Below are 26932 nucleotides of genomic sequence, written 5' to 3'. Positions count from 1 at the left end.
CCCATGCCACAGGAGTTGAGTTGCCCATACCCCTGCTCACGCCGCCGGGCACCGCGCCCGGCCGGCGCAGACGCCTGACCGCCCGCGCCGCCGCGCTGGCCACCGCCCTGCTGACGGCGCTCGCCGCCCCGGCCCCCGCCCGCGCGGAGACCGCGGACCGGCCCGCGGCACCCGCCACGCAGACCGCACGGGACCACGTGCGACCGCTCTGCGGCGCGCCCAAGCCGCACGAGTTCACCTGCTTCGGCCTGCTACGCACCGATCTGACAGCACGCCAGAAACAGCGCGGGGCCGATGCCGGCCCCCAGGGCTACGGACCGGCCGACCTGCGCGGTGCCTACGGCCTCCCCGCGGACGGCGGCGCCGGCGCCACCATCGCCGTGGTCGACGCCTTCGACAACCCGAACGCCGAGGCCGACCTCGCCGTCTACCGCGCCCAGTACGGGCTGCCGCCCTGCACCACCGCCGACGGCTGCTTCACCAAGACCGACCAGCGCGGCGGCACCCGCCGCCCCGCCCCCGACCCCGGCTGGGCGACCGAGATCTCCCTCGACCTCGACATGGTCTCCGCGGTGGCGCCCAAGGCCCGGATCCTGCTGGTCGAGGCGGACAGCGCCACGATCGAGGACCTGGGCGCGGCCGTGGACCAGGCGGTCGCGCTCGGCGCGAAGTACGTCTCCAACTCCTACGGCTCCAACTACACCTTCTTCCCGGAGGACCCGGCGGAGTCGGCGGCCGACGTCCACTACGACCACCCGGGCGTGGCCGTCGTCGCCTCCTCCGGCGACAACGGGTACGGCGTGGCGTACCCGGCGGCCTCCCCGTACGTCACCGCGGTCGGCGGCACCACGCTCACCAGGGACCCGGCCACCGCGCGCGGCTGGACGGAGTCGGTGTGGGACCACGACGGCGGTGGAACGGGCTCCGGCTGCTCCCGGTACGAGCCCAAGCCCGCGTTCCAGCGGGACACCGGCTGCCCCGGACGTACCGTCGCCGACGTCTCCGCGGTGGCCGACCCGGACACCGGCGTCGCCGTGTACGACAGCTACGGCGACACCGGCGGCTGGGGCGTGGCCGGCGGCACCAGCGCCTCGGCGCCGATCATCGCCGGCGTGTACGCGAACGCGGGCACCCCGGCGGCGGGTTCCCGGCCCGCCGTCTACCCGTACGCCGCCGGCGGCCGGGGACTGCACGACGTGACCTCGGGAGCCGACGGGCACTGCGGACCGGCCTACCTGTGCACCGCGGGTCCGGGCTACGACGGCCCCACGGGCCTCGGCACCCCCGACGGCCCGACCGCCTTCACCATGGGCCCGCACGGCACCCTGAACGGCACGGTCACCGACGCGGGCTCGGGCGCGGGCGTCGCGGCGGCCGAGGTGACGGCCGGCCCGTACAGCACGGCCACCGACGCCCACGGCCGCTACACCCTGCCGCTGCCCGCCGGTGACCACGACGTCCGGGTGACGGCCTACGGATACGCGCCGGGCACCCTGCCGGGCGTCCGCCTCACCGACGGCGGCACCGCGAACGGGGACCTCGGCCTGCGCAAGCTCGCCACCCACCGGATCTCCGGCACCGTCACCGACGGCTCGGGGCACGGCTGGCCGCTGCACGCGAGGATCACGGTCGCCGGGGTGCCGGGCGCCCCGGTGTGGTCCGACCCGGTCACCGGCGCCTACCGCCTCGACCTCCCCGAGGACCACACGTACACCCTGCGCGTGGTCGGCGACGACAGCTCCTACCAGTCCCTGGAACGCCGGGTGACGGTCGGCGCCGAGGACCTCACCGTGGGCCTGGCCCTGCCCGTGGACACCTGGGCCGAGGACGACCCGGCGTACACCGTGAAGGCGGACACCGTCGGCGGCGAGACGTTCGACGGCACCTCCGGGCCGCCCGCCGGCTGGAGCGTGACCGGCGCCCCGGGATGGTCGTTCGACGACCCCGGCGGCCGGGGCAACACCACCGGCGGTTCCGGCGGCTTCGCCGTCGCCGACGCCGACCACGCCGGGAGCCCCCTGGACACCTCACTGACCAGCCCCGCCTACGACTTCGGCCGCGCCGGGGACCCGGCGCTGGGCTTCGACACCGACTACGAGGGCTCCGCCGAGCAGCAGGGCGAGGTGCAGGTCAGCTCCGACGACGGCCGGACCTGGACCACGGTGTGGCACCAGGACCAGCTGTGGACGAGCGGCCGGGTGGAGATCCCGCTCACCGCCTACGCCGGCGAGCGCGCGGTACGGGTGCGGTTCCACTTCACCGGGCCCGGCCTGTTCTGGGCGGTGGACGACGTCACGGTCACCGAACGGGTCGCCACGCCCGTGCCCGGCGGCGTCCTCACCGGGACCGTCACCGACGCCAACACCGGGAAGGGGCTGATCGGAGCCGTCGTGCACACCGGCCCGGCGGACGGGCCGGCCGCGCCGACGGTCGCCACGACCGGTGACCCGCGCCTCGGCGACGGCGCCTACCGGCTGTTCGTGCCCGGCTCCGGCCGGTCCACCACGGCGACGGCGGCCAAACCGTCGTACACCACCGCCACCCGCACCGTCCAGGTGCCCGCCGACCGGGTCACCGCCGCCTCGTTCGTCCTCGGGGCGGGCCGGCTGACGGTCCGTCCGGGGCAGATCGACGCCACCTCCCGACGGGCCACCGTGGTACGGAAGGTGACGGTACGGAACACCGGCACCGCGCCGATCCGGCTCCGCGTCGGCGAGCGCACCGGCACCGCCCCGGGCTCCCCGGCCCCGGGCACCGCCTGGCACGCGCTGCCCGGCCTGCCCGTCCCCGTGATGGACAACGCGGTCGGCGCCTACCGGGGCAGGCTCTACTCCGCCCTCGGCTCCGACGGCCGGGAACCCACCGCCGACCTGTACGTGTACGACCCCGCCGGCCGCGCCTGGAAGCAGGGCCCGGCCGCGCCCGAGCCACGGCAGGCCACCGCGCACGGGTTCATCGGCAGCCGCCTGTACACCGTGGGCGGCTGGGGCCCCCAGGAGACCGTCAGCCGGACCACCCAGGTCTTCGACGCGGACACCGGCCGCTGGTCGAAGGGCCCGGACATCCCCGAGGGGCACTACGGCGCGGCGGGCGCCGTGCTCGACGGGCGGCTCTACGTCGTCGGCGGCTGCACGAACACCGAGTGCTCGGACTCCGTGTACGCCTACGACCCGGGCGCGCGGTCCTGGTCCCGGGCCGCTTCCTACCCGCAGACCATCAGCTGGGCCAACTGCGGTGCCGTGGACGGCAGGCTGTACTGCGCGGGCGGCGTCCACGAGTACGTGGAGACGGGCGCAGGCTACGTCTACGACCCGGCCTCGGACAGCTGGCAGCCCATCACCGCCATGCCGGTCGGCCTCGCGACCGGCGCGTACGCCACCGCCAACGGGCGGCTCCTCGTCTCCGGCGGCTTCAAGCGGGTCGGCCCCAACCGGGTGCTGACCGCGGAGGGCTACGCCTACGACCCCGGGACGGACGCCTGGAAGCGGCTGCCGGACGCCCCGGCCGCCGTCTACCGGGGCGGCGGCGCACCCGGCCTGTACCGGGTGGGCGGCAGCGGCGAACCCCGGTTCCCCGTCCCCGTGTCCACCGTGGACGTCCTGCCCGGATACGACCGTACCGAGACGGACGTCCCCTGGCTGACCGCGAACCCGCACCGCCTGACGCTCCGGCCCGGGCGGACCGCGACGTTCACGGTGACCCTCGACCCTCGCCGGCTGACCCGGCCCGGCGACTGGACGGCGTCCCTGACCCTGGCCACCGACGGCCCGTACTGGGTGCCGGACATCCCGGTCCGGCTGCGCGTACCGCCCCGAACGGCCTCGTAGCGGGCGACACGACGGCGGGCACGCGTACGGCCCCCGTCCCCGGGACGTGTCCGGGGGCGGGGGCCGTACGCGTCGGGCGGCTCGGGTTCCGCGTGGACACGCCGGCGGTGTGACGCGGTGGGGAGCCCTGGTGTTACGAGGTCAGGTCCTCCAGGCTGGAGCCCGTGCTGTTCCAGTCCGTCGGGTCGGAGTTTCCCGTCGTCGTACCGTTGCCCACGACCACCGCGTGCAGCGCCGTACCGTGGGCCGGGTCGGGGGCCGGCGTGCCGGTCATCCCGGCGACACCGGCCACCAGCGCCAGCAGACCGACGCACGCCGCCGTGAGGCGGAGCCGCCAGCCCCCGATGCGCACGCCACTGGACTCGCCCATGAGTGATTCCTTCCGCAGATCCGTGGGTGTTGGTGCCCTTCGATGCTGGCAAGCCCCGATCAACGGGCGATCACCACCAGAGCACCCGGCCCGGCGCCGGCGAGAAACAGGAGGTGCCCCGGCTGGTCGAGGTGCCGCAACGGCAGGGCGGGGCCGCGCCCGTCGCTCGCGGTGCCGAAGGCGCAGGCACGCGGATGTCGGACCCTCCGTACCGGTCGCCGGAGACCATGGCGGCCCGGCCGGCATCCAGGCCGTCTCTTGCCGGTTGCCCACCGGACACCGGACGCCGCCGCTCGCGCTCGCCCGCACCGTCGCGGGCCCGTCGCGCACGAGGTCCGCCTCCCGGGTGCTGTGCGTCGACCGGCGGCACGTCCGGGGAGCCGCCCAACCGGTGCAAGCCGGGCGATCAGCGGCCGTGGAGATCGGCTGTTGACGCGGCGTCTATGCGGAGTGTCTAGAGTGGTTCCGCCGAACACGGACCGCGTTGCCGACCGGGAGGTGTGGGGAGTGGTGGAGGCCGTCGTCCGTGCCGGACCCGCGGCTGTCCCATACCGACAGCCGCTGGTGTGCGCACCCGTGATCTTGCCGTCCGGAAACCATGTGGACGCCGTCTCGGCCGACGAGGCGGCGAGAGGTGCGGGATGACAACGAGGGAAGCCGCCGATGTCCAGGAGTACTTCGCGGAGAAGGCGAGGAGTTATGACGAGCGAGGAAAGGGATTCTTAGGTGAGCTGAGCGACGAGCTGCTGTGGACGACGCTGGAGCAGTCCGTGCTCACACGGCTGCGCCCGGGATTCTCCTTCCTGGAACCCGGAGGAGGCACCGGCAAGTGGAGCTGCCGCATCGCGGTCGAGCGGCCGGACGCCACCGGAGTCCTGTACGACATGACGCCCGAGATGCTGACGCTGGCCGAGGGCCGCAGCGCGCGGCACGGCTACGCGGACCGGGTGGCGCACGCACTGGGGAGGGTGGAGACGGCCGCCGAGCACTTCGGCCACCGTCGGTTCGACCTCATCCTCAACACCCACCATGTGCTCGGCTTCGTGGACGATCCCGCCGCCGTGGTGCGCTCGCTCGCCACGCTCCTGACGGAGAACGGGGTGATGGCCTCGTTCCTGCCCAGCCGCTGGTACGCGGCCTCCCTCGACCTGGCCGCCGGGCGGGTGGAGGACGCCGAGGTCAGCCTGACCGGTGAGCGCTGGGTGCGCGCGGCGGAGCCCTACCGGCACCTGTTCACGCCGGGCGAGATCCGGGCGATCCACTACGCCGCCGGGCTCACCGTCGACCTGCTGGTCGGCTTCCCGAGCCTGGTGCTGCCGGACACGCGCCTGGGAGCGGCGAGAGGCGGGCCCTCGACCGAGGAGTACCTGAGCGACGGAACCGTCTTCCGCCGGGTGCTGCACATGGAGAAGGAACTGCTCGTGGACCCCGACTCCGCCGCCCGGGGGGCGAACCTGTTCGTCGTCGCCTCCCGCAGTCCCTGGCGTGCGGTGCAGCGGCGCGGGCAGGCCGCCGCCACACGCCAACTGCCCTTCGATCCCTCCCTGCCCGGTTGGTTATCGAGCTGAGGTGGCCACCCCGGCCCTGGTCACGCCCGGGATGCCCCGGCCGGCCGCGGGGGACATGCCCTCCGGGTCGGCCGGCGCCTTGCCGTCGGGCGCCAGCCCCAGCCGGGCGAACAACTCCTGCGCCCGGGCTCGTGAGCCCTCCGCCTCGTGGGGGTCACCGAGCCGCTCGTGGAGCGCGCTCAGCACCAGCAGGGCCTGCGCCTCGTTCCGGGTGTCGCCGATGCTCTCGCACAGGGTGGCCGCGGCGGACGCCTCCTCGAAGGCGCGTTGCAGCGATCCGACGGCGAGCAGCGTCCTCGCCAGCCGGTAGCGGGCGTTGGCCTCGTGCCTGCGCAGGCCCAGCAGCGTGGACATGGCCAGAGACGACTCGTAGTGCCCGACGGCCGTGGTGAAGTTTTCCAGGGTGTGATGGGCGAATCCCAGTACGTACTGGGCGTAGGCGATGCTCGCGCTGTCGTGGTCGGCGAGCCGGTCGCGCAGCACCCGGTCGCAGATCTCGACAGCTTCCGCCGGCTGCCCGTTGTAGACCCGTACCAGCGCGCTGTTGACCACGGAGGTCGCCTCGCCGGAGCGGTGGCCGAGTTGCCGGGCCAGGGTGACGGCCTCGTCGAAACAGGCGATCGCCTCCTCGTAGCGGCCCTGCAACTGCCGTATCAGACCGAGGTCGTTGAGAGCCTGCCGCTGGATGACGACGTCGTCGGTGGCCTGGCACTGCTGGATCGCCAACGTTGTCTCGCGCTCCGCCTCGGCGAGCTGGCTCGTGGCCAGGGCGTTGTTGCCGCTCAGGAAGTGCGCGCGAGCCTCGGCCGTCAGGTCGTCGCAGTGCGCGGCGGCCGCGCTGCACAGACGGGACACCCCGGCCCAGTCACAGGCGTGCAGGTCCGTCCGGAACGGGCTGAGGGCGATGCACAGGGAGACGGCGGAGCGCAGCAGGTCGCCGCCGAGCCGGTGGCCGTGCGCCTCGTCGGCGGGCCGGGACAGGACGACGCCGGCTATCTGGCCGGCCAGCAGCAGTGCGCCCTCGCCTTCGGCCATGGCCCACGACCGCGCCTGCTCCGCCGAGGTGAAGCACAGCCCGGTGGCCTCACGCGGCTGGAGTGCGCCGCGTACCGGGTCACCGGCGACCACGTTCTCGAACGCGGAGAGCGCCGAGGCCAGTTGGAAGGACACCAGCGGACGCAACAGGGGCAGGATGTCATCGGTGACCTTGCGCCGCGCGAAGGCCCGCAGCAGATCGTGCAGCCGGTACACCCCGGGGGCCGGGGACTGGAGCATGCCGACGTCCACGAGGCCTTCGAGGAGTTCCTCCGCCTCCGGCCGGCCGACGCCGAGCAGTGCGGACGCGGCGCTCGCGGAGAGGCTGGAGGTCTCGACGGCGGACACCAGTTGCAGGACCCGGGCCTGTTCGACGGTGAGCTGCCGGTAACCCACCTCGAAGACCGCGTCGACGGTGAGTTCCCCGACCTTCAGCTCGTCGATGCGCCGGTGCTCGTCGGCGAGGCGCTGGACGATCGAGGCGATCGACCAGTTCGGCCGGGCGGCCAGCCGGGTGGCGACGATCCGTACGGCGAGCGGCAGCAGAGAGCACTGGGAGACCAGCGTGACCGCGCTGTCGCGTTCGGCGTGCACCCGCTCCCGGCCGATCATCAGGGCCAGCAGATCCAGCGCCTCGTCGGTGGAGAAAGGCGGCAGTTCGGTCTGTACGGCCGCGGGGAGCCCGGCCAGCCGGGTGCGGCTGGTGATCAGCACCCCGCACATGGCCGTTCCGGGCAGCAGCGGGCGGACCTGCGCGGCGTCCCGGGCGTCGTCGAGTACGACGAGGATGCGACGCCGGTCGGTCATGGTCCGGAACAGGGCCGCCCGGGCCTCCACCCCCTCGGGGATCGCGATGGGTGCCAGTCCGAGGGCCGTCAGGAACCCGGCCAGCACCGCCTCCGGGGCGGCCGGTTCCCCCGCGCCCCGCAGATCGGCGTAGAGCTGGCCGTCCGGGTAGAAGTCCCTGACCTGGTGGGCCACGTGCAGGGCGAGGGAGGTCTTGCCCACGCCGCCCATGCCGACCATGGCGACGATGGGCAGGCTGGTTCGGGTGGGCACGTTCAGTGCCGAGCACAGGGTCACCGTCGAGTGCGCCCGGCCGGTGAAGTCGGAAGGGCCCGGCGGGAGCTGGGCGGGTACAGGGGCCGGCGGCCGGAAGCGCGGGACGGCGGCGTCCACGGCCGGGACGGGCACCAGGCCCACGCTGGTACGGCCGGTCTCCTCCTCGGCGGTCCGGACAACAGGGGCGGTGTCATTGCTGGTGCTGGTGCTGGTGCTGGTGCTGGTGCTGGAGTCGGTGTCGGTGTCGGTCGTGACGGTGGTCGCCGCCGTGGCCTGCGAGTGGAGCGTGACGGACCTGACCGGTGCGGCGGGCTGTTCGTTCAGGCTGCCCTGGAGGATCCCGTCGAGCAGCGTCTTCAGCTCGCGACCGGGTTCGATGCCCAGTTCGTCGATGAGCAGTTGACGGGTACGCCGATAGACGGCCAGCGCCTCCGCCTGTCGCGCGGACTGGTAGTGGGCGCGCATCAGCAGCCCGACGAGCCGCTCGCGCAGCGGATGCGCCTGCACGAGCGAGACGAGTTCCGCGGTGTGCTCATGACCGCGGGCCATGGCCAGCGCCGCGTCGATCCGCTCCTCCTGAAGGCGCAGCCGGAACTCCTCGAAACGTTCCCGCTCGCGCTCGGCGAACGGACCCGGGACGGCCGTCAGGGGGGTCCCGCGCCACAACGCCAGCGTCTGCTCCAGTCGCTGGAACGCGCCCTCGACATCGCCGGACTGCCGCAGTCGCCTGGCCTCTTGGGCCAGTTCCTCGGCCCTGAGGAAATCGGTCGTGCAACCGGTGAGATCCAGCCGGTAGCCGTCACCCAGGGATAACAGGATTTGCGGCGTCTTGCTGTCCTTCTCCAGCGCCTTCCGCAGCCGCCATGCGTAGGTGCGCACCGTGGTAATGGCCGAGCGGGGGCCATTGTCACCCCACAGACCGCTGAGCAGGTCGGTGGCCGTGGCCGTCTGCCCGACGCGCAGCAGCAGTACGGCGAGCATGGCCTGCTGCTGGGGGCTGCCCACGCGCAGCTCCGTTTCGCCGCGGTATGCCCTGACTTCGCCCAGTAGCGAGAAATGGAGCGACTCGCTGGTCGAGGGCAGGCCAATCATCGGGTCGGCTCCTAGCGGGTGGTTGCCGAAGTGATATGCGTACTTCGCGGGTAAGCTACCACGCCTCCGTTTCCGAAAAGAGACTTGCATAAGATACTTTTACGGCGATGACGTGCGAAGCGGCGCGCCGGAGCAAGGGCGTGCGACGTCGACCCTGATCCGGTCACCTAGACCACCCAGGTGCCGTCGGCCAGGTCCGTCATCCGCTTCCAGGGGACCGCGTCCAGGACATGGTTCCTATGCGCACCCGCAACCGGTCGCCGAACCGCAACGCACCCGCCGCGAGCGGGAACTTGGCGTTGCCGGAGTCGTCGGCGTGGACGACGGTCCCCTCCTGCGGCAGCAGTCGGGGGGATGCGGTCCGCCGGGAAGGGGAGCCCCAGCCGTGCCAGGGGAGTGCCGGCCGCCGGCGCGCCGACGGCCGGCGCGTGGACGAACTCGCCGCCGAAGGGCACGGATCCCGGGTCGGTCAGCTCGTAGCACTCGCGCACGCCCAGGTCCGCCGCGAGCCAGCCCAGGGCCTACGGCCGACGAGGCGCTCGGTGCGTTCCGGCCGGCTGTTGACCACGACCATCAGAACGGTTCCCGGGGCGGCCGGCTCCGTGAGCAGCCGGGTGAGGAACGTCGTGTGAAGGATCGAGTACGGCCGGGGACCAGCGGACCGATCCGCACCGAGACGGAAGGCGGTTCGGCCGCCGCCACGTCCGCGCAGTCGGAGATCACCACCACCTGGCGGGTCACCGGCCCGCAGCGACCGCACCCCCACCTCCACGTCGGTGCCGCCCGCGCGGCCGACGAAGCGGACCCGGGAGTCGCCGGCGACCGACAGCAGCGGGGCGCGGTCCCCGGCGGAGGCGGACATGTGCCGCTTTGGCGGCCAGAGTCCGGTTCGTCCGGGGCCGTCCGTCGCCGTGCCGCGAGCGGCCGGCGGTGCGCCACCGACTGACGGCGCCGGCCGGCGCGCGGCGACGGCGGGTAGGGCGGTGCGCCGTCCGGTTCCGGCCGGATTCCGGCGCGGAATCGGACGGCCGCGACCGCCGCCTCCCGCTCGCGCGGTGGCGGCGCCGGCAGCGGTGCGGCCGCGTCCGCCACCGCGTCCTCCGGTTCACCGGCCGCCGGCAGGACGGGAAGCCGTACGACCGCGCCCGGACGCGGTCCGGGGGTGCCGGTACCGGCACCCCGAGGGCGTACCCGTGGCTGAGGGAAGTGACCGGCAGCGCCGTCGCCGGCGGTCGTGGGCGGTTCCGAGCCGCCGGCACCGGGCTCGCGGGGACGAGCGGGCGGGCCTGGAACATCCACAGGCGCTGCCCGTCCCCGCCCCACTCCGCGTCCAGGGGGCCGCTACGGCGGTTCCGACAGCGGGTGGCCGTCCAGCTCCCAGGACGACGGTCCGGCACCCCCCGACGCGGCCGGCGGCAGGGCGTAGGACTCCTCGCAGCCCAGCCCGGCGACCACGGGAACGCTCATGCCCCGGCTCGTCCGACACCGGGTCGCGGGTGTTGGAGCATCCCCCGGGTCCGGCAGCCGATCACGCGCTGCGCCAGCATGTGCGGCCGGCTGCCGCCGCTGTCGCGCCGCATCCTGCGGTAGGCCCGCGCGTCCGCGTCCGCCCGCGCGGCGCGCACCCACCTGACGGCCGCCACGATCTCCTGCGGGGTGCGCCGGTCCGGATGGCTGCGGTGCCACACCCCCGTAAGCCCGGTCAAGCGCGGCGGCATGCACGCGTCACCCACCTGCTCGTCGACCGGCCGTTCATCGGCCGTCCAGTGCGCGACCGATCAGGCGTTGATCGGCCCCTGCTTCGCTTTGCCTCGTCGCTACGCACCGGTTTCCGGAGGAACCCGGCGAAAGGGGAGTCGATGAAAATCAGGCATACGACGGGTAACGAGCGCACCCAGCCCCTCAGCCCGCGCGAGCTGGAGATCCTCAGGCGACTTCCCAGCGGTGGCACCTACGAGGCCATCGCGCGCGGTCTGGGCATCAGCAGGCACACGGTCGACACCTACATCCGCAGGATCCGGGCGAAAGTGGGCGCCGCGAACCGTACCCAGTTGGTCGTGCTGGCCCTCCGGCTCGAAGAGTCGCACACCACCGCCGGGGATCTCCAGGACGCCTGAGGAGCGGGCCGGCCGTCCGCGTGTTCTCGGGACTGCGGGGCCGGTCTCCGGCCCGGCACGATGACGGACATGCCCGGCGCTCCACGGCGGAGGTGCCGGAGCCGGTCCCGAGCGGCTGTCCGGTGTGCGTCATCGCGACGCGGGGCTCGGCGGAGCAAGCCGTCGTCCAGGGCCTCGTCGACGTCCTGGAGCCCGGACCCCACGTCCTGCGGACCTGAGCCGCAGCGTGCGGTCGCTCTCCCATCCGGTCTCCTTGCGCCGGCGGTACCGGTCGTCCGTTGGAGTTCCTGCCGCGACGGATGGAAACAGGCGCCACCGCACAGGGGAAGACCCCGGAACTCCCGGGCCGCCCCTCGGGGCCGGCGGCGGACCGCATTCCGGCACGCCGCGCGGGAAGGCGCAGCCGCACGCGCAGGCCGGACGAGGTGACCGTCCCGGAGGCCCACCACCTGCTCCCCGTCGTCCTCCCCTCACCGGCCGAGTCCGCGACCGGGCGTCTGCACCGGTCCAACCGGCGCAGACGCCGACAGGCGCCAGTCCGACGCGGCCACTACCGCCGACGATCCGCCGCGGACGATCCGCCGACGAATCTGCTGGATAGATCATGGAACCGCACTGGAGTACTGGCAATGACGGCTGTGCGGCCGGCGATACGGTCCGGTCGCCGACGCCGGACCGACCGCGAGGAGGGGACGTGCGCACACTGCGGTTGGCGGGTGCCGAGTTCGACGTACGGGACGAGGGCGACGGAGACCCCGTGCTGCTCGTGGCGGGCAGCGGCGCCGCCGGCCGGGTCTGGGACCTGCACCAGGTGCCCGCCCTGCGAGCGGCGGGCTTCCGGGTCCTCACCTTCGACCGAAGACCGCTCCAGGACCCGCCGTCCCCGCCGGACCCGCGCACGCTCGCGGGCGAATTGGCGCTCTTGTTGGCGGAGTTGGGACTCCACGAGTGCCGGGCGGTCGGGGCCTCCTTCGGGGGCGAGGTCGTGCAGGAACTGATGCTCGTCCGGCCGGATCTGGTGACGCGGGCCGTCCTGATGGCCACGCGCGGTCGCGGCGACCTGTCCGGCAGGGCGATGGCCGACGCCGAGCGGGATCTGGCGGCCGCCGGGGTGCGGCTGCCGCCGCGCTACGCGGCCTGGCAACGCGCCGTGCTCAATCTGTCACCCGCCACCTGGCGGCGTGAGGACGAACTCCTCGACTGGCTGGACCTGTTCGAGGCGGCCGAGCGCGCCGGAACCGCCCCGGTGCCGGTCCCGGCCGGCGGCGAGCCGGCGGACCGGCTCGCCGCGCTCGGCCGGGTGCTCGCCCCGGTCCTCGTGCTCGGCTTCGAGCACGACCTGATCGTGCCCCCCTGGCTGTGCCGCGAGGTCGCCGGGGCACTGCCAGGGGGACGCTACGCCGAACTGGCGGAGTGCGGGCACTACGGATACCTGGAGCGGCCCGCCGAGGTGAACGCCGCGCTGCTGGAGTTCCTCACCGCGGCGAGCTGACTCGCGCCGGTCACGGCTCAGTTGCCCCGGGCGGACTCGCTCAGCACGTCCCCGAGCAGCCGGTGGGCGAGGGCCAGCCGCTCGTCCGCCGACAGCCGTGCCAGTGCCGGCCACAGCACCTCCGTGCCGCCCACCGGGGCGGCGGCCCGCTCGGGGGTCCGCGCCGGGGCGTCCGGTACGGGGGCCGATTCCGTGCCGGGTGCCCCGGGCTCGACGGGCGCGGGCGGGGCCGAGAGCAGATCGGTGATCGACGGGGCGGCCAGCAGGTCCTGGAGGGTGATCTCCCAGCCGCTGTCCTGCTCCAGGGAGCTGACCAGGCGGGCCGCGTCCAGCGAGGAGCCGCCCAGTTCGAACCAGCCCCCGTTCAGATCGTCCCGGCCGAGGTAGGTGCGGGCCAGCTTCAGGGCCTGGGCGCGGGCTTCGTCCGTCAGAGTCATCGTTTCGTTCTCCTTCTGGGGTTCGGTCGAAATCGGTGTGCGGGGCGGGCAGGCGCCGTCGGGAGGGAAGGGGTCAGGGGACGGCACGGGGGTCCGGCGCCAGGTGTGCCGCGCGTTCCGGCGGGGTGCCGGGTTCCGGGGGCGGGGCGGCCAGCCGCTCCCGGGCCACGGCGGTGAACGCCGGACGGCCGGTGCGTACGCCCAGCAGCCCCACATGGGCCCAGCGGAACGACGCCCGCAGCAGCACACGCTCGCGCAGGCCCGGATCGATCGTGCCGCCGCTGCGCCGGTACGCCGACAGCAGCCGGTCGAGCAACGGTCGGCCGCCCGCCAGGTACTGGTCGACGAAGTCCGCCGCCGGATCGTCGAAGGCGGCGTTCGTCCAGTCCAGGACGCCGGTCACCGCCTCCGACCCCGGACCGACCAGGGTGTGCCCCGGATGCATGTCGCCGTGCGTGAGCCGGGCCTGGTAGGTCCATCGCCACTCGTCGTCCAGCCAGGACCGCCAGTGTGCGTACCACGGCTCGGGCAGCGGCACGGCGGTGCGGGCCTCCGACAGGGTACGTGCCAGTTCCTCCCGGACCAGGCCCGGTGCACGCGGGGGGACCCCCGCGTCGACGGCCTTCTCCGCAGGCAGCCGGTGCAGGGCGGCGAGGGCCGCCGCGAGAGAGGTCACGTACCCGGTGCCGGGCCGGCCGCCCCCGGCGGCGGGATGCCACACGTAGCGCAGACCGGCCGGGTCCTCGGCACCGGCGGGGGCGCCACCGAGCCTGCGGTAGGCGATGAAGGCGCGGTCGGCGTGCTCCCAGCGGGGGACGGCCACCGGCAGTGCGGGCCGGACCGCGGCGAGCACGGCCGCCTCCACGGCGATGCGGTCGGCGCTGTGGCTGCGGCGGGGCAGCCGCAGGATCCAGTCGGCGCCCTCGGTGTCCTGGACCATGACCACTCGGAAGTCCCAGCCCGTGTCGTCGAGGACCGCCGTCGCCGGCCGCAGGGACAGTCCGCGGACCGCGGCCGACTCCAGGGCTTCGGCGAGGACTTCGCGCGGGTCGGCGGCCGTCATGAGGACTCCGTCCGGTCGGCGGCGGCACCGGTGCCCGGGACGGACGCGCCCACGCCGGAGCCGTCCGCGGCGTGCGGTGCGGTGCCGGTCAGCGAGCCCCCCAGGACGTAGCCCTGGGGAATGTCGCGGAGGGTGCGCAGCGGTGAGCAGTAGATCCACAGGAACGACAGGGTCGTCGCGATGCCGGCGATCCACAAGGTGGTCCGCGCGCCGAGGAGTTGGCCGAGCAGCCCGCCGAGGACGGCGCCCAGCGGCAGGGTGCTCCACACCAGGAGCCGGTTGAAGGCGCTGACCCGGCCCAGCAGTCGGTCCGGGGTGATGGACTGCCGGAAGGTGACGACGATGACGTTGTAGACGACCATGCCCGCCGAGGAGACGAACAGGCCCAGGCTGACCAGCGCGAGTCGCCACCCGGTGTCCACCAGGGGCACCAGCGTGAAGCCGGCGCCGGCCACCAGGGTGGCCGTCCAGATCGCCGGCCCGTGTCCCAGCCGGCGCGCCGCCTTCGCCGCCAGCACGCCGCCGACCAGACCGCCGATGCCTTCGAAGGTCAGGAGCAGACCGATGACACCCCCGCCCAGGCCCAGGTCGCGGGCGAGCAGCACGGGGATCATGGGAGTGCCCACGCTCCAGAAGAGGTTGAAGCAGGCGGTGCTGACGGACGTGCGCCGCAGCAGGACGTCGCCCAGCACCGCGCGCAGCCCCTCGGCGGCGTCCTGGCGCCATGAGCCGCGCTTGCCGTCGGTATGGCCGGGCAGCGGCTCGCGTCCGCGCACCAGCAGCACACACGCCGCCGACCACAGATAGCCGCCGACCGACACCAGGACGGCCACCGGCGCGGCCAGCGCCTGCACCAGCGCGCCGCCGAGCCCCGGACCGGCGGCCTGGGCCACCGACTGCACCACCTGGAGCCTGGTGTTCGCCTCTATCAGCCGTTCTCTGGGCACCAGTGAGGGTACGTAACTCGCGTACCCCACCTCGAAGAAGACGGTGAGCAGCCCGAACGCGAAGGCCACGCAGATGAGTTGGGCGGCCGTCAGGACGCCGGTCCACCAGGCGACCGGGATCCAGAGCAGCAGTACCGCGCGGGCCGTGTCCGTGGCCAGCAGCAGCGGGCGCTTGCGGACCCGGTCCGCCCACACACCGGCCGGGACGCTCGCCAGCAGGTAGGGCAGCGACTCGGCGGCCGACAGGACCCCGACCTCCAGCGGGGAGGCGTCCAGGCTGACCACGGCGACCAGGGGCAGGGCGAGCGTCAGGATGTGCGTCCCGAACTGGCTGATGCCGTCCGCGAGGAATATCTGACGGAAATCGCCCAGCCGTAGAATGCTGTCGGCTGGAATTCTTGGGTGCATGGCGGCAATAGTGCCACGGGAAAGTCGAGAGGTCACTAGCGCGTCGATGCGAGGGTGGCGGAAACAGCCCGGCCGGCCTGTGCCCCGGTGGGTTCGGACACCTGTCAGCCAGGTCGGGAATGCTGGATCCACCTGCGAAAACGTCAGTCCGGACGGCAATGGGCCGCAGGGTGGGGGCGGGCCAAGACCTCTGTCACGTACTCGCGTTACTTGTAACCGTCACGAACCTGTTGATTAAATCAGGGCAGTCGGCACCGATTACCTTCCGCCGAGTCGAGGCGCATCGTATGTGCCCGGACGCATTGCCGCCGATTTTTCTGAACCCTTATCCGATGAGGTTTTCTTCGTGTCACGGACTCGAATGGAAATGCATGCAGCGCGCCATGCGGAGCCTCCGGTACTGGAGGAGTGGTACCGGCGCAGGCTCAACCAGGCGGAGCGAGACATCAGCTCCAGCGGGGTACACCCCTACACCTACGCCGAACTGCGGCGGCTCACCGGTCTGCAAGCGACGGACCTCGACGGCATCCTCGTCGACGACAGCACCTCGCAGGGCGCGCCCGAGCTGCGCCGTGCCATCGCCGACCGCTACGTCCCCGGGCAGGCCGACCGGGTCATGGTCACCCACGGCTCCAGCGAGGCGATAGCCCTGACCCTGGAGACGCTGCTCTCGCCGGGGGACCGGGTGGTGCTGCCGGACATGCTGTACCACTCGCTCGTCCACTATCCGCGGGCGGCCGGCTGTGTCCTGCACCCCGTGCCGCTGGACGCGTTCACCGCCGCCGACACCGATCCGCGGGCCATGGAGCGGGCGATCCCCGCGGACACCCGGGCGGTGATCGTCAACTTCCCGCACAATCCCACGGGCGTCACCCTGACCGACACCGCGTACCGCAGACTGCTCGACCGGGTCGAGGAGATCGGGGCGGTCCTGGTCTGGGACGCGGCGACGGCCGAGCTGAGCTGGTACGGGCCGCCGTTGCCCGATCCCGGCACCCGATACCCGCGCACCGTCAGCTACGGCACCTTCTCCAAGGCGTTCGGGCTGCCCGGTCTGCGCGTCGGCTGGTGCGCGGCGCCCGAGGAGCTGATCGAACGCAGCTTCACCGTGCGCGACCGCACCACCCTGTTCCTCTCCCCGCTGGTGGAGGCGGTGGCCACCGCGGCGATGCGCAACGCGGACGCCCTGATCGCGCCCCGCCGGGCCGAGGCCCGTGCCAACCTGACCGTGCTGGAGAAGTGGGTCGCCGACCACGAGGGCCTGGTCGCCTGGACGCCCCCGCGAGGCGGGGTCTGCTGCCTGCTGGAGCTGCCCGGCGTCACCGACTCCGAGCGATTCTGCACCGAACTGCTGGAGGAGTACGGCACCTTGCTCGTCCCCGGCACCGCCTTCGGCCGCGAGGGCGCCGTACGACTGGGCTTCGGCGGTGACGAGAAGGAGTTCACCGAAGGTCTCGGCACCCTCTCCGCCTTCCTGCACGCCCGGGGTGGCCGGTGATGACGGCGTCCCGGACGACCGACGGGGCCGACGCCCTGGCCCGGCTCTGGCGCGAGGTGGTGGCCGAGCACGGCGACCGCCCCGCCCTCACCGATGGGCACCGCACTCTGACGTACCGTGAGGCGGATCGCGCCGCACGGGCCGTGGCCGGCCGGCTGGCCGCCGAAGGCGCCGGTCCAGGCCGGTACGTGATGCTGCACGCGCCGGCCCCGCTGGACGCCGTGGTGACCATGCTGGGCACGCTGGCAGCGGGCGCCGCCTTCGCCGTCCTGGAGGACGGCCTCCCCGAGTCCGCCCGCGCCACCCGCTGCGCCCGCCTCGACGCCGCCCTGCTCGTCGGACGCGGTCCCGCGCCCCTGGGGGCGGCCCTGCCCTGGGTCGACCTCGGCCCCCAACTGGACGGTACGGCGGCGGAGCCGGCGTCCGTTCCCGGTGACGGCGCGGCCGCGCGCGGCGGCCCCGCGTACGCCATGTTCACGTCCGGGTCCACCGGGGAGCCCAAGGCCGTCGGTATCGGGCGGGACGCGCTGCACGGGTTCGCCCTGGCGGCCGCCGCCCGGCTGGGCCTCGGTGCCGAGGACCGGTGGCTGCAACTGGCCTCCCTGGGCTTCGACGTGGTCGTGGAGGAGGTCTTCCCCGTGCTCACCCGGGGCGGGACCGTCGTCTGCCGTCCGGGGACCGGCGTACCGGACCCGGAGGAGCTGCACGTCATGCTGGGCGACCTCGGCGTGACCACCGTGGAACTGTCCACCCAGTACTGGCGCGAGTACGCGCACTGGCTGGACGTCCGGGGCGCGACCACCCCGGCCCCGTTGCGCCGGGTGCTCGTGGGTGGTGAACGCATGGACCCCGAGGACTGGCGCCGCTGGGAGCGCGCCGGACGCGCGGAGCTCGTGCACGTCTACGGGCTCACCGAGTGCACCGTCACCTCCACCATGTACGCGGGTCCGCTGCCGGACGACGCCACGGAGGTCCCGATCGGCACCCCGCTCGCCAACGCCGACGTCAGTGTGCGCGACGCCGACCGGCGACCGGTGCCGGCCGGCGCCATCGGGGAGATCCACATCGGCGGGCCCTCGCTGGCCCCCGGCTACCTCGGCGACCCGGAACAGACCGCGCGGCGGTTCGTCACCGACCCGGAGCCCGGCGGCGGACGACTGTACGCCACCGGTGACCTCGGCCGCGTCCTGCCCGGCGGCGTCCTGGAGTTCCACGGCCGGATGGACGACCAGATCAAGATTCGCGGTCACCGGCTCGAACCGGCCTCGGTGGAACGCCTGCTGACGGCCGATCCGGAGGTCGCCCAGGCCGTCGTCCTCCCGGACACCCGGACCCGCGGGACCCTGCTGGCCTGTCTCGTACCGGCCGGACCGGTGGCGGCGGCGGGCGGGGTGACGCCGGTCACCGCCGAGCAGCGCGCGCGGCTCCTCGCCAGGGTCGCCGCCGAACTGCCCGGGTGGGCCGCGCCGCAGCAGCTCTTCTGGACCGGCGCCCTGCCGAAGAACGCCCATGGCAAGGTGGACCGCCACACCCTCGCGGCCCTTCTGACCGCCACCGTCCCGGACGACGACGGCGACGCCGGCACCCCGGACGCCGCCGCCCCCCGCGCGGCGGACGGCGAACACGAGCCGCTCGGCGTCGTGCTGCGGCACTTCCGTCAGCTGCTGGCCGACCCCGGGCTGGAGGCCGACGCGGACTTCTTCGCCCACGGCGGCCAGTCGATCCTCGCCATGCGCCTGGTCACCGAACTCCGCGCCGACTTCCCCGGAACCGTCGGACTGCGGGCCACGACCGTCTTCGACCATCCGACACCCCGCCGCCTCGCGCAGTGGCTCTCCGGGGCACAGAGCCGGCCCCGTCCGGTGTCGGCACCGTTCCCACCCGCCACACGTAAGGAGTGACCTGTCATGGACATACCTACCGAGGAGCACGTCCTGCTGCTGACTCCGGACGAGGCGCGACAGACGGCCGAGCTGACGATCGACGCCGCGCAGCGCTACACCGGCGACGACGACCCGACGCTCCTGCTCGACCTGCCCCGTCTCGCCGCGGACCTCCCGGTGCGCAGCCAGCGGTTCCTGCGCACCTTCGCCATCGACGAACCCACCGGCCACTGCGTGATCAGCGGTCACCTCTTCGACCAGGACCGCATCGGCCCCACCCCGGAACACTGGCGCGGCCGGCCCCGCCCCAACCGGGAGTTCCCCGAGGAGATCCTCGTCCTGCTGTACGCGGCGCTGCTCGGCGAGCCGTTCGGCTGGACCACCCAGCAGGACGGCCGGCTGGTGCACGACATCTTCCCCGTCCGCAGTCACGAGCACGACCAGCTCGGCCTCGGCAGCAAGGAACTGCTGACCTGGCACACCGAGGACGCCTTCCACCCCTACCGCGGCGACTACCTGGTGCTGGCCTCCCTGCGCAACCCCGACAAGGTCGCCACCACCGTGGGTTCCTACACCGCCGGAGCGCTCTCCGACGACGACCTGGAGGTGCTCTTCGGCGAACGCTTCCACATCGCGCCCGACGAGTCGCACCTGCCCAAGAACAACTCCATCCGCGCCGAGGGCGACTCCGAGCGGTTCGCCACCATCGAGCGGCTGATCCACGAACGCCGCCCGGTGGCCGCCCTGTTCGGCCCGCGTCATGATCCGTACCTGCGGCTGGACCCTTACTTCATGGAGGTCGCCGGGGACGACCCGGAGGCCCGCCGTGCCCTCGACAACCTGATCGCGGTCGTCGATGCCGGACTGAGCGAGGTCGCCCTGGAGCAGGGCGACTGCCTGTTCGTCAACAACCACCGCGTCGTCCACGGCCGCAAGCCCTTCTCGGCCCGCTACGACGGCACCGACCGCTGGCTCAAGCGCATCAACGTCACCCATGACCTGCGCCGCTCCCGCACCATGCGGGCGAGCGCCGGCAGCCGTCTGATCGGCTGAGGCGGCCATGGCGGACCTGTCGGCCCTCACGGTCACCAGCCTGGAGCAGGCGCCCGAGCTGGAGCCGGCCGTCGACGAACTGATCACCGGCAACATGCCCGTGTTCATGAGCTGGGAATCGCCCGGCAACTGGCGCTGGCACCGGCTCTACGACACCTACCCGGCCCACCAGATCTGCGTACTGGACGAGGAGGGCCGGCTGGTGGCCGCCGCCAACGGCCTGCCGGTCCCCTGGGACGGCACCGCCGCCGGCCTGCCGGGCGGCTCCGACGACGTGCTCGTCTCCGCGTTCGACGGACCCGCCGCCCGCCCGGACGCGCTGTGCGTGCTCTCCGTCAGCGTCTCCGCCCGGCTGCGCGGCAGCGGCCTCGCCGAACGGCTGCTGACGCGGGCCAGGGACACGGCGCGGGCCGCGCGCCTGCGCGGGCTCGTCATCCCGGTCCGCCCGACCCGCAAGGCCCGCTATCCGCTCGTCCCGATGGCTGACTACGCCCGTTGGCGGCGGCCGGACGGCACACCGTTCGACCCCTGGCTGGCCACCCACGCCGCACTGGGCGCCGAACTTCTCGCCCCCTGCGACCGCTCGCTGGTGATCAGCCAGCCCGTTCCCCGCTGGGAGGAGATCGCCGGACACCCGCTGCCCGGCCCCGCGCGCCATCTCGTACCCGGCGCCCTCGCCCCGCTGGAGGTCTCGGCGGACGGCGAAGGCGTCTACGCGGAGCCCAACTTCTGGGTGTTCCACCCGGCCACCTGACCGCCCGCACCCGTTCCCCTGCACCCACACCCGAGGAGTCGCCCATGCCCCCGCTGCGACTGGCCGTCGTCGGCTGCGGAGCCGCCGCCCGGTCCTGTCACCTGACCGCGCTGCCCCACGTCCCGCAGATCCGGCTGACCGCCCTGATCGACCCGGATCCCGAGCAGGCCCGTGCCGCCCTCCAGTGGTACACCGACCAGGGCGGCACCGCCGAGGACGTGCTGCTGGCCCGCTCGGTGGAGGAGGCCGCCGACGCCTTCGACGCCGCCGTGGTCGCCGTACCGCACACCGCGCACGCCGCCGTCGCCGGGGACCTGCTGGCCCGGGGCAAGCACGTGCTGCTGGAGAAGCCGATGGCGACCTCCGCCGCGGATGCCGAGGCACTCGTCGCCGCAGCGGCCGCCGCCCCGGACACGCACCTGCTGATGGCCCACCCGCGGCGGCTGTTCCCCGCCAACGCCTGGGTGCGCAGACTCGTCCAGGACGGCGAGCTGGGCACCGTGACCCGCGTCCGGTGGACCGAGGGCCACCCGTACAGCTGGGAGCCGGTCTCCTGGTCGATGTTCGACCGCCGTCTCGCGGGCGGCGGCGTCCTGACGGACACGGCCTCCCATGTGTTCGACATCCTGCTGTGGTGGCTCGGTCCGGACGTCGAGGTGGTCGACTACGTCGACGACAGCCTCGGCGGGGTCGAGGCCGACGCCGTCGTCACCCTGCGCATCGGCGGCGTGGAGACCGTGCTGGAACTCAGCCGGGTCCGCGCGCTCGGCATCAGCTGCGTCGTCACCGGCACCGCCGCCGAGGTGAGCGTCGGCACCGACTTCCCGGCCGGTGAGTGCACGCTGATCACCGCGTCCGGCGAGGAACTGCACCGCGGCGACGTCCGGGCCGTACCGCCCGCCCAGGACGAGTGGGACGACCTGTTCGTCGAGCAGCTCCGCAACTTCGCCGCCGTGTGTTCCGGCGCGGACGTGGCGCCGCACGCCACCGCCGAGGACGGCCTGCGCGTCGCCCGGCTGATCGAGCAGTGCTACACGGGGCCCGCGCGACGCCCGCTGGCCCAGCCCTGGCTGACCGGGACGACTTCGAGGAGCGTGGCATGAACGACTTCGCGGGCAGGCGCATCGCGGTCACCGGCGCCAGTGGGTTCATCGGCGGACGCGTGGTGGAGCGGCTGGTGCTGGGCACCGGGGCCGAGGTCCGCGCCCTGGTGCGCGGTTACGGCCGGGCCGCCCGGCTCTCCGTGCTGCCGCAGGAGCGGCTCACCTTCCAGACCGTGGACCTGGACGCCCCGCAGAGCCTGCGCAAGGCCCTGCACGGCTGCGACCTGATCGTGCACTGCGCGTTCGGGTCGCAGGGTGAGGTGGAGGACCGCTGGCGCACCACCGTCGAGGGGACCGCGAACCTGCTCGCCGCGGCCAAGCTCGCCGGCGCGGAGAGGCTGGTGCACCTCAGCACCGTCGACGTGTACGACACCACAGGTCTGACCCGTTTCGACGAGACGGCCCCGGCGCTCCCCGAGGACACCGGCGACCGCGAGTACGAGCAGCAGAAGGCGGCCGCCGAACGGCTGGTGCTCGCCGCGCACGGCGACGGACCCGAGACCGTCGTCCTCCAGCCCGGCGTGGTCTACGGACCCTGGGGCGGACAGTGGACCGTCGCCCAGCTGACCCGCCCGGCGGAGGCGTTCGAGGAGCTGCCGGTGACGGGTGCCGGCGGCGCCTGCAACGCGGTGTACGTCGACGACGTCGTGGACGCCGTGCTGGCCGCCCTCGCCGAACCCGCCGCGGTGGGGCGGAAGTTCCTCGTGAGTGGGCCCGACGAGCCACGCTGGGGCGAGTTCTTCGACCGGCTGCGCGCCATCCGCGGCCTGACGGCCCCGGCCGGCACCGCTGCCGGCGGAGCCGTGCCCGACTGGGAGCAGGCCCTCTACGCCAGTCCCGCCCGTGCGGACGCCGCCCTCGCCGCGCGTGTCCTGACCGCACCCCGGACCACCCTGGACGAGGGCATGACGCGCACGGCCGACTGGGCGCGCTGGGCCGGGTACGGAGCGCCGGCCGGAGCGGACCGGTGACCCGGGTCCTGGTGATCGCCCCGCACCCCGACGACGAGGTCATCGGCTGCGGCGGCTCCATCGCCAAGCTCGCCCGGTCCGGTGCGGAGGTCACCGTCGTCATCGTGATCCGCCGCGAGCGCGGGCTCGCCGACCGCGAGGTCGCGGACGAGGAGTTCGCGGCGGAGACCACGGACGCCTGCCGGGTGCTCGGCGTCAAGCGGTGCATCACGCTGGACGAGCCGTCCCGTGACTTCGCCGCCGACCGGCGGCTGCACCTGGCCGTCGTCAAGGTGCTGCGCGAGGTCCGCCCCGACCGGGTGTACCTGCCGCACCGCGACGACGGGGACGTGGAGCACCGGGCCGTCCACCGGCTCGGCCTCGAGGCGCTGTGGATGGCGGAGTCCGACTTCTTCGCGGAGGCCGGGCCGCCCGCGCCGCCACCGTCGCTGGTGCTCGGCTACGAGGTGTGGGCACCGCTCCGGGAGGCCCAGTACACCGAGGACGTCACCGACCACATCGAGCTGAAGGTGGCGGCCATGCGCTGCTACCGCTCCCAGTTGCGGCACGCGGCCTGGGACGAGGCGGTGCGGGGGCTGGCGTCCTACCGGGCCGTCACCAGCGCGGGCCGCGGCCACAGCGAGGCCTTCGAGGTGATCCGGATGGCAGGCGTCCGGCCCTGAAACGGCCCGGACCGGGAGCCGACCGTGCGGCCCCCGGTCCTCGCCGGCCCGGTCAGCCGGCCCGCAGCACATCCTCGATCGCGGTGTCCGGAGCAGTCAGGAACCTGTGCACCAAGGAGGTGAACTCATGAGCGAGTTCTCGAACGCTCTCCTCGCCGAAGACGTCCGCGGGGAAGAGCACGGTGAAGTCCACACCGCTGTCGTCGACCGAGGCGAACAGCTCCAGGCTCTCGATCTGGTGCTGGTCGCCGGGCACCTCGGTGGGCTCCACCGACAGGCCGCCGACCTCTCGGCCGCCGCCGCTCCAGCCGCCGGGCGCCACGTCGAAGAAGGTGCACGGCCGCTCCAGGAGCCGGCCGAGATGGTGCGGGGCGAGCGAGGACGTCACCTCGGGCGCCGGCACCTGGCCCAGGCGCTGCGTCTCCAGCACGGCCGAACGGACCGTGCGGCTCAGCTCCTTGAACGACACGGACGGGTTGATCCGCACCCGGACAGTGGCGTAGGTCGACAGGAAGGCGACCAGGTCCAGCAGGTGCTCCTCGGTGCGGCGGGTCACCGGGATCAGCGCCGCGAGGTCGCTTCGCCCGCTGCGGGCGTGCAGCGCGCACAGGTAGGCCGTGAACAGCACGACGAACGGGGTGGTGCGGGCCGAGCGGCAGTACTCCGTGAGCAGCGCGACGGTCTCCGGCGGCAGCGAACCGTCGAACGTGCCCACCGCGTACCGGTCGTTGGTCTCGCGCAGCATTCCGGGCAGGTACACGGGCGCGTTGGTGCCGATGCCGTCCAGCAGCTCCGCGAAGCGGGCGATCTTCTGCCGGGGGCTCGGGTCGCGGGCCAGCCATTCCGCCTCCCAGCGGACGAAGTCCGTGTAGGTGAAGCGCTGTTCGGGCAGCTTGGGCTCGCGCTCGTCAACGGCGGCGGCGTACAGCTCCCACAGCTCGTTCACCAGGATCTCGAACGACTGCCCGTCGACGACCAGGTGGTCGACCGCGAGGCCGAGCAGATGGTCCTCCTCGCCCAGGCGGTAGACGGCCCCGCTCAGGAGCAGTCCGCCGTCCAGGTCGGGGTTCCGGCTCAGGAAGGCGCCGGCCCGGCGCAGCGCCTCGTCCGCCCGCTCGTCCTCGGGCAGCGCGGTGAGGTCCTCGTGGACGAGTGTGAAGGGCCGGGCCGGCCGGATCTCCTGGCGCCCGGCGCGGCCCCGGTCGGGGAAGGCCGCGCGCAGCGCCTCGTGGCGGGCGACGAGCGCGGTCAGCGCGGCGTCCAGGGCGTCCGTGTCGAGAGGGCCGGTCAGCCGGAAGCCCCGGCCGAACATGCGGACCTCCACGCCGAGGCCCTGCTGCTCGACCCACTCCTGGATCGCCAGGCGGTCTATCTGGTCGGACAGCAGCGGAAGTCCTCCGGAAGGGTTTCCCTCGTTCGCGGTGTGCATGCGAATTCTCCCTCTGGGGTCGAAAAGGAATTGGTGCGCCGTGACTGTCCGGCGCGGAAATCGACACTACTGAATGGGGCGGTCGTGACGCAATACGAATCGCGCAGGGATTTCTTCGGCGAGTATGCCGATGTTTATGCCGAAGCGCCTTACAATGATTTCACCGAGGAAGTTTCGAAGAAACTCCCCGAGCTCATATCCCATTACGGGGCGGGTACCGGGTCGCTGCTCGATCTGGGCTGCGGCACGGGCACGCTGCTGGTCGCGCTGGCCGGCCGCTTCGACCGGCTGACCGGCGTCGACCAGTCGCCGGACATGCTGCGGCACGCCGAGGCGGCCGCCGACCGGGCCGGGGTGCGCGTCGACCTCGTCCGCGGGGACCTGCGCGACTACCGGGGCGAGCGGCCCCACTCCGTGGTCACCTGCACCTACAACACGGTCAACTACCTGGTCGACGAGGGGGACCTGGAGCGTGCCGCCCGCACCCTGCGGGCCGCCACCGAGGACGGCGGCCTCGCCGTGCTCGACGCGCACCCGGTCTGGTTCGTCGAACGGGCCTGGGCCGGGCAGGTGTTCGTGGAGCAGAACACCGAGGACGTCCTGGAGGTCTGGGAGAACCCGTACGACGCCGCCACCGGTCGCGTGGACACCACGGTCACCGTCGTGCGCCGGACCCCGGAGGGCGGCTGGCACCGCGTCCGCGAGACCCATCCGCAGCGCGGCCACGATCCGGCCGCGGTGACCGGCGCCCTGCTCGGGGCCGGCTTCTCGACCGTGGACACGTACGCCGGACTCGACCGCGAGCCGGTACGCGAGGACACCCGTCGTGTCTGGTACGTGGCGAGGTGACCGACACCCTGCTGATCTGCGGCATCGGCTTCGGAATGGACAGGTCGCTCGCCCGTCTGAAGGAATTGGGGGTGCGGACCCTGGTCGTCACGGACCGGATCACCGAACGTGTCGAAAAAAGCGCCGATATTTTCCTGGAGGCCGACCCGGACGACTTCGGTGACGTACTCTCGGCAATTCGTACGGAGTGGCCCGGGAGAATATCCGGGGTCATGTCCCTCGGATACGACAATCCGCCGGTCGTGGCTCGTCTGGCAGCCGAGCTGGGCTGCCCCGGCGTGCCCGTCGAGGTGGCCGACCTGTGCACCCTGAAGGACCGTCGGATCGCCGCGCTGGACCGGGCCGGGCTGCCCGTGCCCCGGTTCGCCGTGGCCGCCACCGCCGACGCGGCCCTCAGCGCGCTGGACCGGATAGGACTGCCCGCCGTCGTCAAGCCCAGCGACTGCACCGGCTCCCTCGGCGTCGCCAAGCTGGTCGGCCGGGACACGGCGCGGGGGCCCGTCGAGCGGGCCCTCGCCCTGAGCCCGACCGGCCGGGTCGTCGTGGAGGAGTACCTGTCCGGCACCGAGCACACCGTGGCCGGGTTCGCTGTCGACGGCGTGCTGCACGTCACCGGGTTCGCCGACCGGGAGTACGGCGAGAAGGAACGCTTCTTCCCGCACTTCTTCGAGGGCGGCGACACCCTGCCCTCCGTCCTGGACGCGGCGCAGCGCGCCGAGGTGGTGCGGACGGTCCAGCGGGGCGTCGACGCGCTCGGACTGACCACCGCCGTCGTCAACACCGACATCCTGCGTACTCCCGACGGGCGGGTGTACCTGCTGGAGATCACCTGCCGGCTGACCGGCGCCCGCATCGCCACCGAGGTCATGCCGCTCGCCACCGGCGTCGATCCACTGCCCAACGCCGTCCGCCTCGCCCTGGGCCGCCCCCTGGCCGAGGACGAACTGCGTCCCACCCGCGACCGCGCGGTCGTCCAGCGCTATCTGCCCGCCGACGGAGGCACCGTCGAATGGGTCGGTGACCTGGCCGGACTCGCCCGTGACCGCGGCGTCCACGACGTCTTCTGGGGTCTGGAACTCGCCCCGGGCACCGTCCTGCCGCACTACCGCGGCGGCGACGAGGTACTGGCCGGCGCGATCACCACCGGCCCGGACGCCGCCGCCGCCGAAGCCCTCGCGGCCGACGTGCTGTCCCGGCTGCCCCTGCGCCTCACCGGCCGCCCCGGCACACCGCCGGTCCCGCGCCGGACCGGCCCCTGACCACGACCGCCCCGCCCCGACCACGCACCACACCACCATCCGACAAGGAACGC

Annotated in this window: 21 protein-coding genes; 13 read left to right on the top strand and 8 right to left on the bottom strand. The window is 73.4% G+C overall.

What is annotated here, in order from left to right; genetic code table 11:
• The first annotated feature begins 20 nt into the window (after positions 1 to 20).
• Positions 21 to 3827: a Kelch repeat-containing protein gene (locus tag ACZ5DC_RS33145; protein ID WP_468658912.1), complete on the top strand. Its 3807-nt coding sequence runs from the start codon at positions 21 to 23 to the stop codon at positions 3825 to 3827.
• Between the two features lie 133 nt (positions 3828 to 3960).
• Here the strand turns inward: ACZ5DC_RS33145 and ACZ5DC_RS33140 are convergent, their stop codons facing one another.
• The gene (locus ACZ5DC_RS33140; RefSeq protein WP_468658910.1) at positions 3961 to 4197 is read right to left on the bottom strand and encodes a hypothetical protein; all 237 of its coding nucleotides are present in this window, start codon (positions 4195 to 4197) and stop codon (positions 3961 to 3963) included.
• A 641-nt stretch (positions 4198 to 4838) separates the two neighbouring features.
• Here ACZ5DC_RS33140 and ACZ5DC_RS33135 point away from each other — a divergent pair.
• The gene (locus tag ACZ5DC_RS33135) at positions 4839 to 5765 is read left to right on the top strand and encodes a methyltransferase domain-containing protein (protein WP_468658908.1); all 927 of its coding nucleotides are present in this window, start codon (positions 4839 to 4841) and stop codon (positions 5763 to 5765) included.
• On the opposite strand, the gene ACZ5DC_RS33130 is transcribed toward ACZ5DC_RS33135, so the two are convergent.
• From ACZ5DC_RS33130 to ACZ5DC_RS33120, 3 genes are all read right to left on the bottom strand, one after another.
• Entirely contained in the window at positions 5754 to 8867 is a 3114-nt protein-coding gene (locus ACZ5DC_RS33130; RefSeq protein ID WP_468658906.1) for an AfsR/SARP family transcriptional regulator, read from the bottom strand. The two genes, ACZ5DC_RS33135 and ACZ5DC_RS33130, sit on opposite strands and share 12 nt — an antisense overlap.
• Before the next feature lie 1428 nt (positions 8868 to 10295).
• Positions 10296 to 10421, bottom strand: coding sequence for a hypothetical protein (locus tag ACZ5DC_RS33125; RefSeq protein WP_468658904.1), 126 nt, complete (start codon positions 10419 to 10421; stop codon positions 10296 to 10298).
• Positions 10418 to 10660, bottom strand: a complete 243-nt coding sequence (locus ACZ5DC_RS33120) for a hypothetical protein (RefSeq protein ID WP_468658902.1) — start codon at positions 10658 to 10660, stop codon at positions 10418 to 10420. The genes ACZ5DC_RS33125 and ACZ5DC_RS33120 overlap by 4 nt, the downstream gene beginning before the upstream one ends.
• Positions 10661 to 10813: 153 nt before the next feature.
• Here ACZ5DC_RS33120 and ACZ5DC_RS33115 point away from each other — a divergent pair, with 153 nt between their 5' ends.
• On the top strand, positions 10814 to 11071 hold the full coding sequence (locus ACZ5DC_RS33115; RefSeq protein WP_468658900.1) for a response regulator transcription factor: 258 nt from the start codon (positions 10814 to 10816) through the stop codon (positions 11069 to 11071).
• 694 nt (positions 11072 to 11765) lie between these two features.
• A complete protein-coding gene (locus ACZ5DC_RS33110) occupies positions 11766 to 12563 on the top strand; it encodes an alpha/beta fold hydrolase (protein WP_468658898.1) in 798 nt (265 codons plus the stop codon).
• A 17-nt stretch (positions 12564 to 12580) separates the two neighbouring features.
• Here the strand turns inward: ACZ5DC_RS33110 and ACZ5DC_RS33105 are convergent, their stop codons facing one another.
• The 3 genes from ACZ5DC_RS33105 to ACZ5DC_RS33095 form a co-directional block, all read right to left on the bottom strand.
• Positions 12581 to 13000, bottom strand: coding sequence for an acyl carrier protein (locus tag ACZ5DC_RS33105; RefSeq protein ID WP_468658896.1), 420 nt, complete (start codon positions 12998 to 13000; stop codon positions 12581 to 12583).
• Between the two features lie 73 nt (positions 13001 to 13073).
• A complete protein-coding gene (locus ACZ5DC_RS33100) occupies positions 13074 to 14063 on the bottom strand; it encodes a phosphotransferase (protein ID WP_468658894.1) in 990 nt (329 codons plus the stop codon).
• Positions 14060 to 15418, bottom strand: coding sequence for an MFS transporter (locus ACZ5DC_RS33095; protein ID WP_468658892.1), 1359 nt, complete (start codon positions 15416 to 15418; stop codon positions 14060 to 14062). Before ACZ5DC_RS33095 ends, ACZ5DC_RS33100 begins: the two co-directional genes overlap by 4 nt.
• 361 nt (positions 15419 to 15779) lie before the next feature.
• On the opposite strand from ACZ5DC_RS33095, the gene vioD reads away from it, so the two are divergent.
• The 7 genes from vioD to ACZ5DC_RS33060 are packed head-to-tail and all read left to right on the top strand — an operon-like array spanning position 15780 to position 23342.
• Complete coding sequence (gene vioD / locus ACZ5DC_RS33090) at positions 15780 to 16916, top strand: capreomycidine synthase (RefSeq protein ID WP_468658890.1); 1137 nt, start codon at positions 15780 to 15782, stop codon at positions 16914 to 16916.
• Positions 16916 to 18817, top strand: a complete 1902-nt coding sequence (locus ACZ5DC_RS33085; RefSeq protein ID WP_468658888.1) for a non-ribosomal peptide synthetase — start codon at positions 16916 to 16918, stop codon at positions 18815 to 18817. Before vioD ends, ACZ5DC_RS33085 begins: the two co-directional genes overlap by 1 nt.
• Positions 18818 to 18823: 6 nt before the next feature.
• Positions 18824 to 19852, top strand: coding sequence for an arginine beta-hydroxylase, Fe(II)/alpha-ketoglutarate-dependent (vioC, locus tag ACZ5DC_RS33080; RefSeq protein ID WP_468658886.1), 1029 nt, complete (start codon positions 18824 to 18826; stop codon positions 19850 to 19852).
• A gap of 7 nt (positions 19853 to 19859) precedes the next feature.
• On the top strand, positions 19860 to 20606 hold the full coding sequence (locus ACZ5DC_RS33075) for a GNAT family N-acetyltransferase (RefSeq protein WP_468658884.1): 747 nt from the start codon (positions 19860 to 19862) through the stop codon (positions 20604 to 20606).
• 44 nt (positions 20607 to 20650) lie between these two features.
• On the top strand, positions 20651 to 21709 hold the full coding sequence (locus ACZ5DC_RS33070; protein ID WP_468658882.1) for a Gfo/Idh/MocA family protein: 1059 nt from the start codon (positions 20651 to 20653) through the stop codon (positions 21707 to 21709).
• The gene (locus ACZ5DC_RS33065; protein WP_468658880.1) at positions 21706 to 22680 is read left to right on the top strand and encodes an NAD-dependent epimerase/dehydratase family protein; all 975 of its coding nucleotides are present in this window, start codon (positions 21706 to 21708) and stop codon (positions 22678 to 22680) included. The genes ACZ5DC_RS33070 and ACZ5DC_RS33065 overlap by 4 nt, the downstream gene beginning before the upstream one ends.
• On the top strand, positions 22677 to 23342 hold the full coding sequence (locus tag ACZ5DC_RS33060) for a PIG-L deacetylase family protein (RefSeq protein WP_468658878.1): 666 nt from the start codon (positions 22677 to 22679) through the stop codon (positions 23340 to 23342). Before ACZ5DC_RS33065 ends, ACZ5DC_RS33060 begins: the two co-directional genes overlap by 4 nt.
• Before the next feature lie 52 nt (positions 23343 to 23394).
• Here ACZ5DC_RS33060 and ACZ5DC_RS33055 read toward each other — a convergent pair whose 3' ends face one another.
• Positions 23395 to 24771, bottom strand: a complete 1377-nt coding sequence (locus ACZ5DC_RS33055; protein WP_468658876.1) for a condensation domain-containing protein — start codon at positions 24769 to 24771, stop codon at positions 23395 to 23397.
• Positions 24772 to 24855: 84 nt separating this feature from the next.
• Here ACZ5DC_RS33055 and ACZ5DC_RS33050 point away from each other — a divergent pair, with 84 nt between their 5' ends.
• Together ACZ5DC_RS33050 and ACZ5DC_RS33045 are read left to right on the top strand one after the other, a co-directional pair.
• On the top strand, positions 24856 to 25620 hold the full coding sequence (locus tag ACZ5DC_RS33050) for a class I SAM-dependent DNA methyltransferase (protein ID WP_468658874.1): 765 nt from the start codon (positions 24856 to 24858) through the stop codon (positions 25618 to 25620).
• Complete coding sequence (locus ACZ5DC_RS33045) at positions 25617 to 26879, top strand: ATP-grasp domain-containing protein (protein WP_468658872.1); 1263 nt, start codon at positions 25617 to 25619, stop codon at positions 26877 to 26879. Before ACZ5DC_RS33050 ends, ACZ5DC_RS33045 begins: the two co-directional genes overlap by 4 nt.
• The last annotated feature ends 53 nt before the right edge of the window (positions 26880 to 26932 follow it).

Source organism: Streptomyces sp. NPDC031445 (assembly GCF_055581365.1).
The sequence above is the reverse complement of the archived record's forward strand: the minus strand, read 5'-3'. Positions and strand labels throughout refer to the sequence as shown.

What these genes read in the sequence shown, in the direction of transcription:
- ACZ5DC_RS33125 (WP_468658904.1), bottom strand. Translation starts at nt 10,421, where the DNA reads ATGAGCGTTCCCGTGGTCGCCGGGCTGGGCTGCGAGGAGTCCTACGCC.
- ACZ5DC_RS33075 (WP_468658884.1), top strand. Translation starts at nt 19,860, where the DNA reads ATGGCGGACCTGTCGGCCCTCACGGTCACCAGCCTGGAGCAGGCGCCC.
- ACZ5DC_RS33055 (WP_468658876.1), bottom strand. Translation starts at nt 24,771, where the DNA reads ATGCACACCGCGAACGAGGGAAACCCTTCCGGAGGACTTCCGCTGCTG.
- ACZ5DC_RS33115 (WP_468658900.1), top strand. Translation starts at nt 10,814, where the DNA reads ATGAAAATCAGGCATACGACGGGTAACGAGCGCACCCAGCCCCTCAGC.
- vioD (WP_468658890.1), top strand. Translation starts at nt 15,780, where the DNA reads ATGGAAATGCATGCAGCGCGCCATGCGGAGCCTCCGGTACTGGAGGAG.
- ACZ5DC_RS33135 (WP_468658908.1), top strand. Translation starts at nt 4,839, where the DNA reads ATGACAACGAGGGAAGCCGCCGATGTCCAGGAGTACTTCGCGGAGAAG.
- ACZ5DC_RS33085 (WP_468658888.1), top strand. Translation starts at nt 16,916, where the DNA reads ATGACGGCGTCCCGGACGACCGACGGGGCCGACGCCCTGGCCCGGCTC.
- ACZ5DC_RS33105 (WP_468658896.1), bottom strand. Translation starts at nt 13,000, where the DNA reads ATGACTCTGACGGACGAAGCCCGCGCCCAGGCCCTGAAGCTGGCCCGC.
- ACZ5DC_RS33095 (WP_468658892.1), bottom strand. Translation starts at nt 15,418, where the DNA reads ATGCACCCAAGAATTCCAGCCGACAGCATTCTACGGCTGGGCGATTTC.
- ACZ5DC_RS33140 (WP_468658910.1), bottom strand. Translation starts at nt 4,197, where the DNA reads ATGGGCGAGTCCAGTGGCGTGCGCATCGGGGGCTGGCGGCTCCGCCTC.
- ACZ5DC_RS33070 (WP_468658882.1), top strand. Translation starts at nt 20,651, where the DNA reads ATGCCCCCGCTGCGACTGGCCGTCGTCGGCTGCGGAGCCGCCGCCCGG.
- vioC (WP_468658886.1), top strand. Translation starts at nt 18,824, where the DNA reads ATGGACATACCTACCGAGGAGCACGTCCTGCTGCTGACTCCGGACGAG.
- ACZ5DC_RS33065 (WP_468658880.1), top strand. Translation starts at nt 21,706, where the DNA reads ATGAACGACTTCGCGGGCAGGCGCATCGCGGTCACCGGCGCCAGTGGG.
- ACZ5DC_RS33100 (WP_468658894.1), bottom strand. Translation starts at nt 14,063, where the DNA reads ATGACGGCCGCCGACCCGCGCGAAGTCCTCGCCGAAGCCCTGGAGTCG.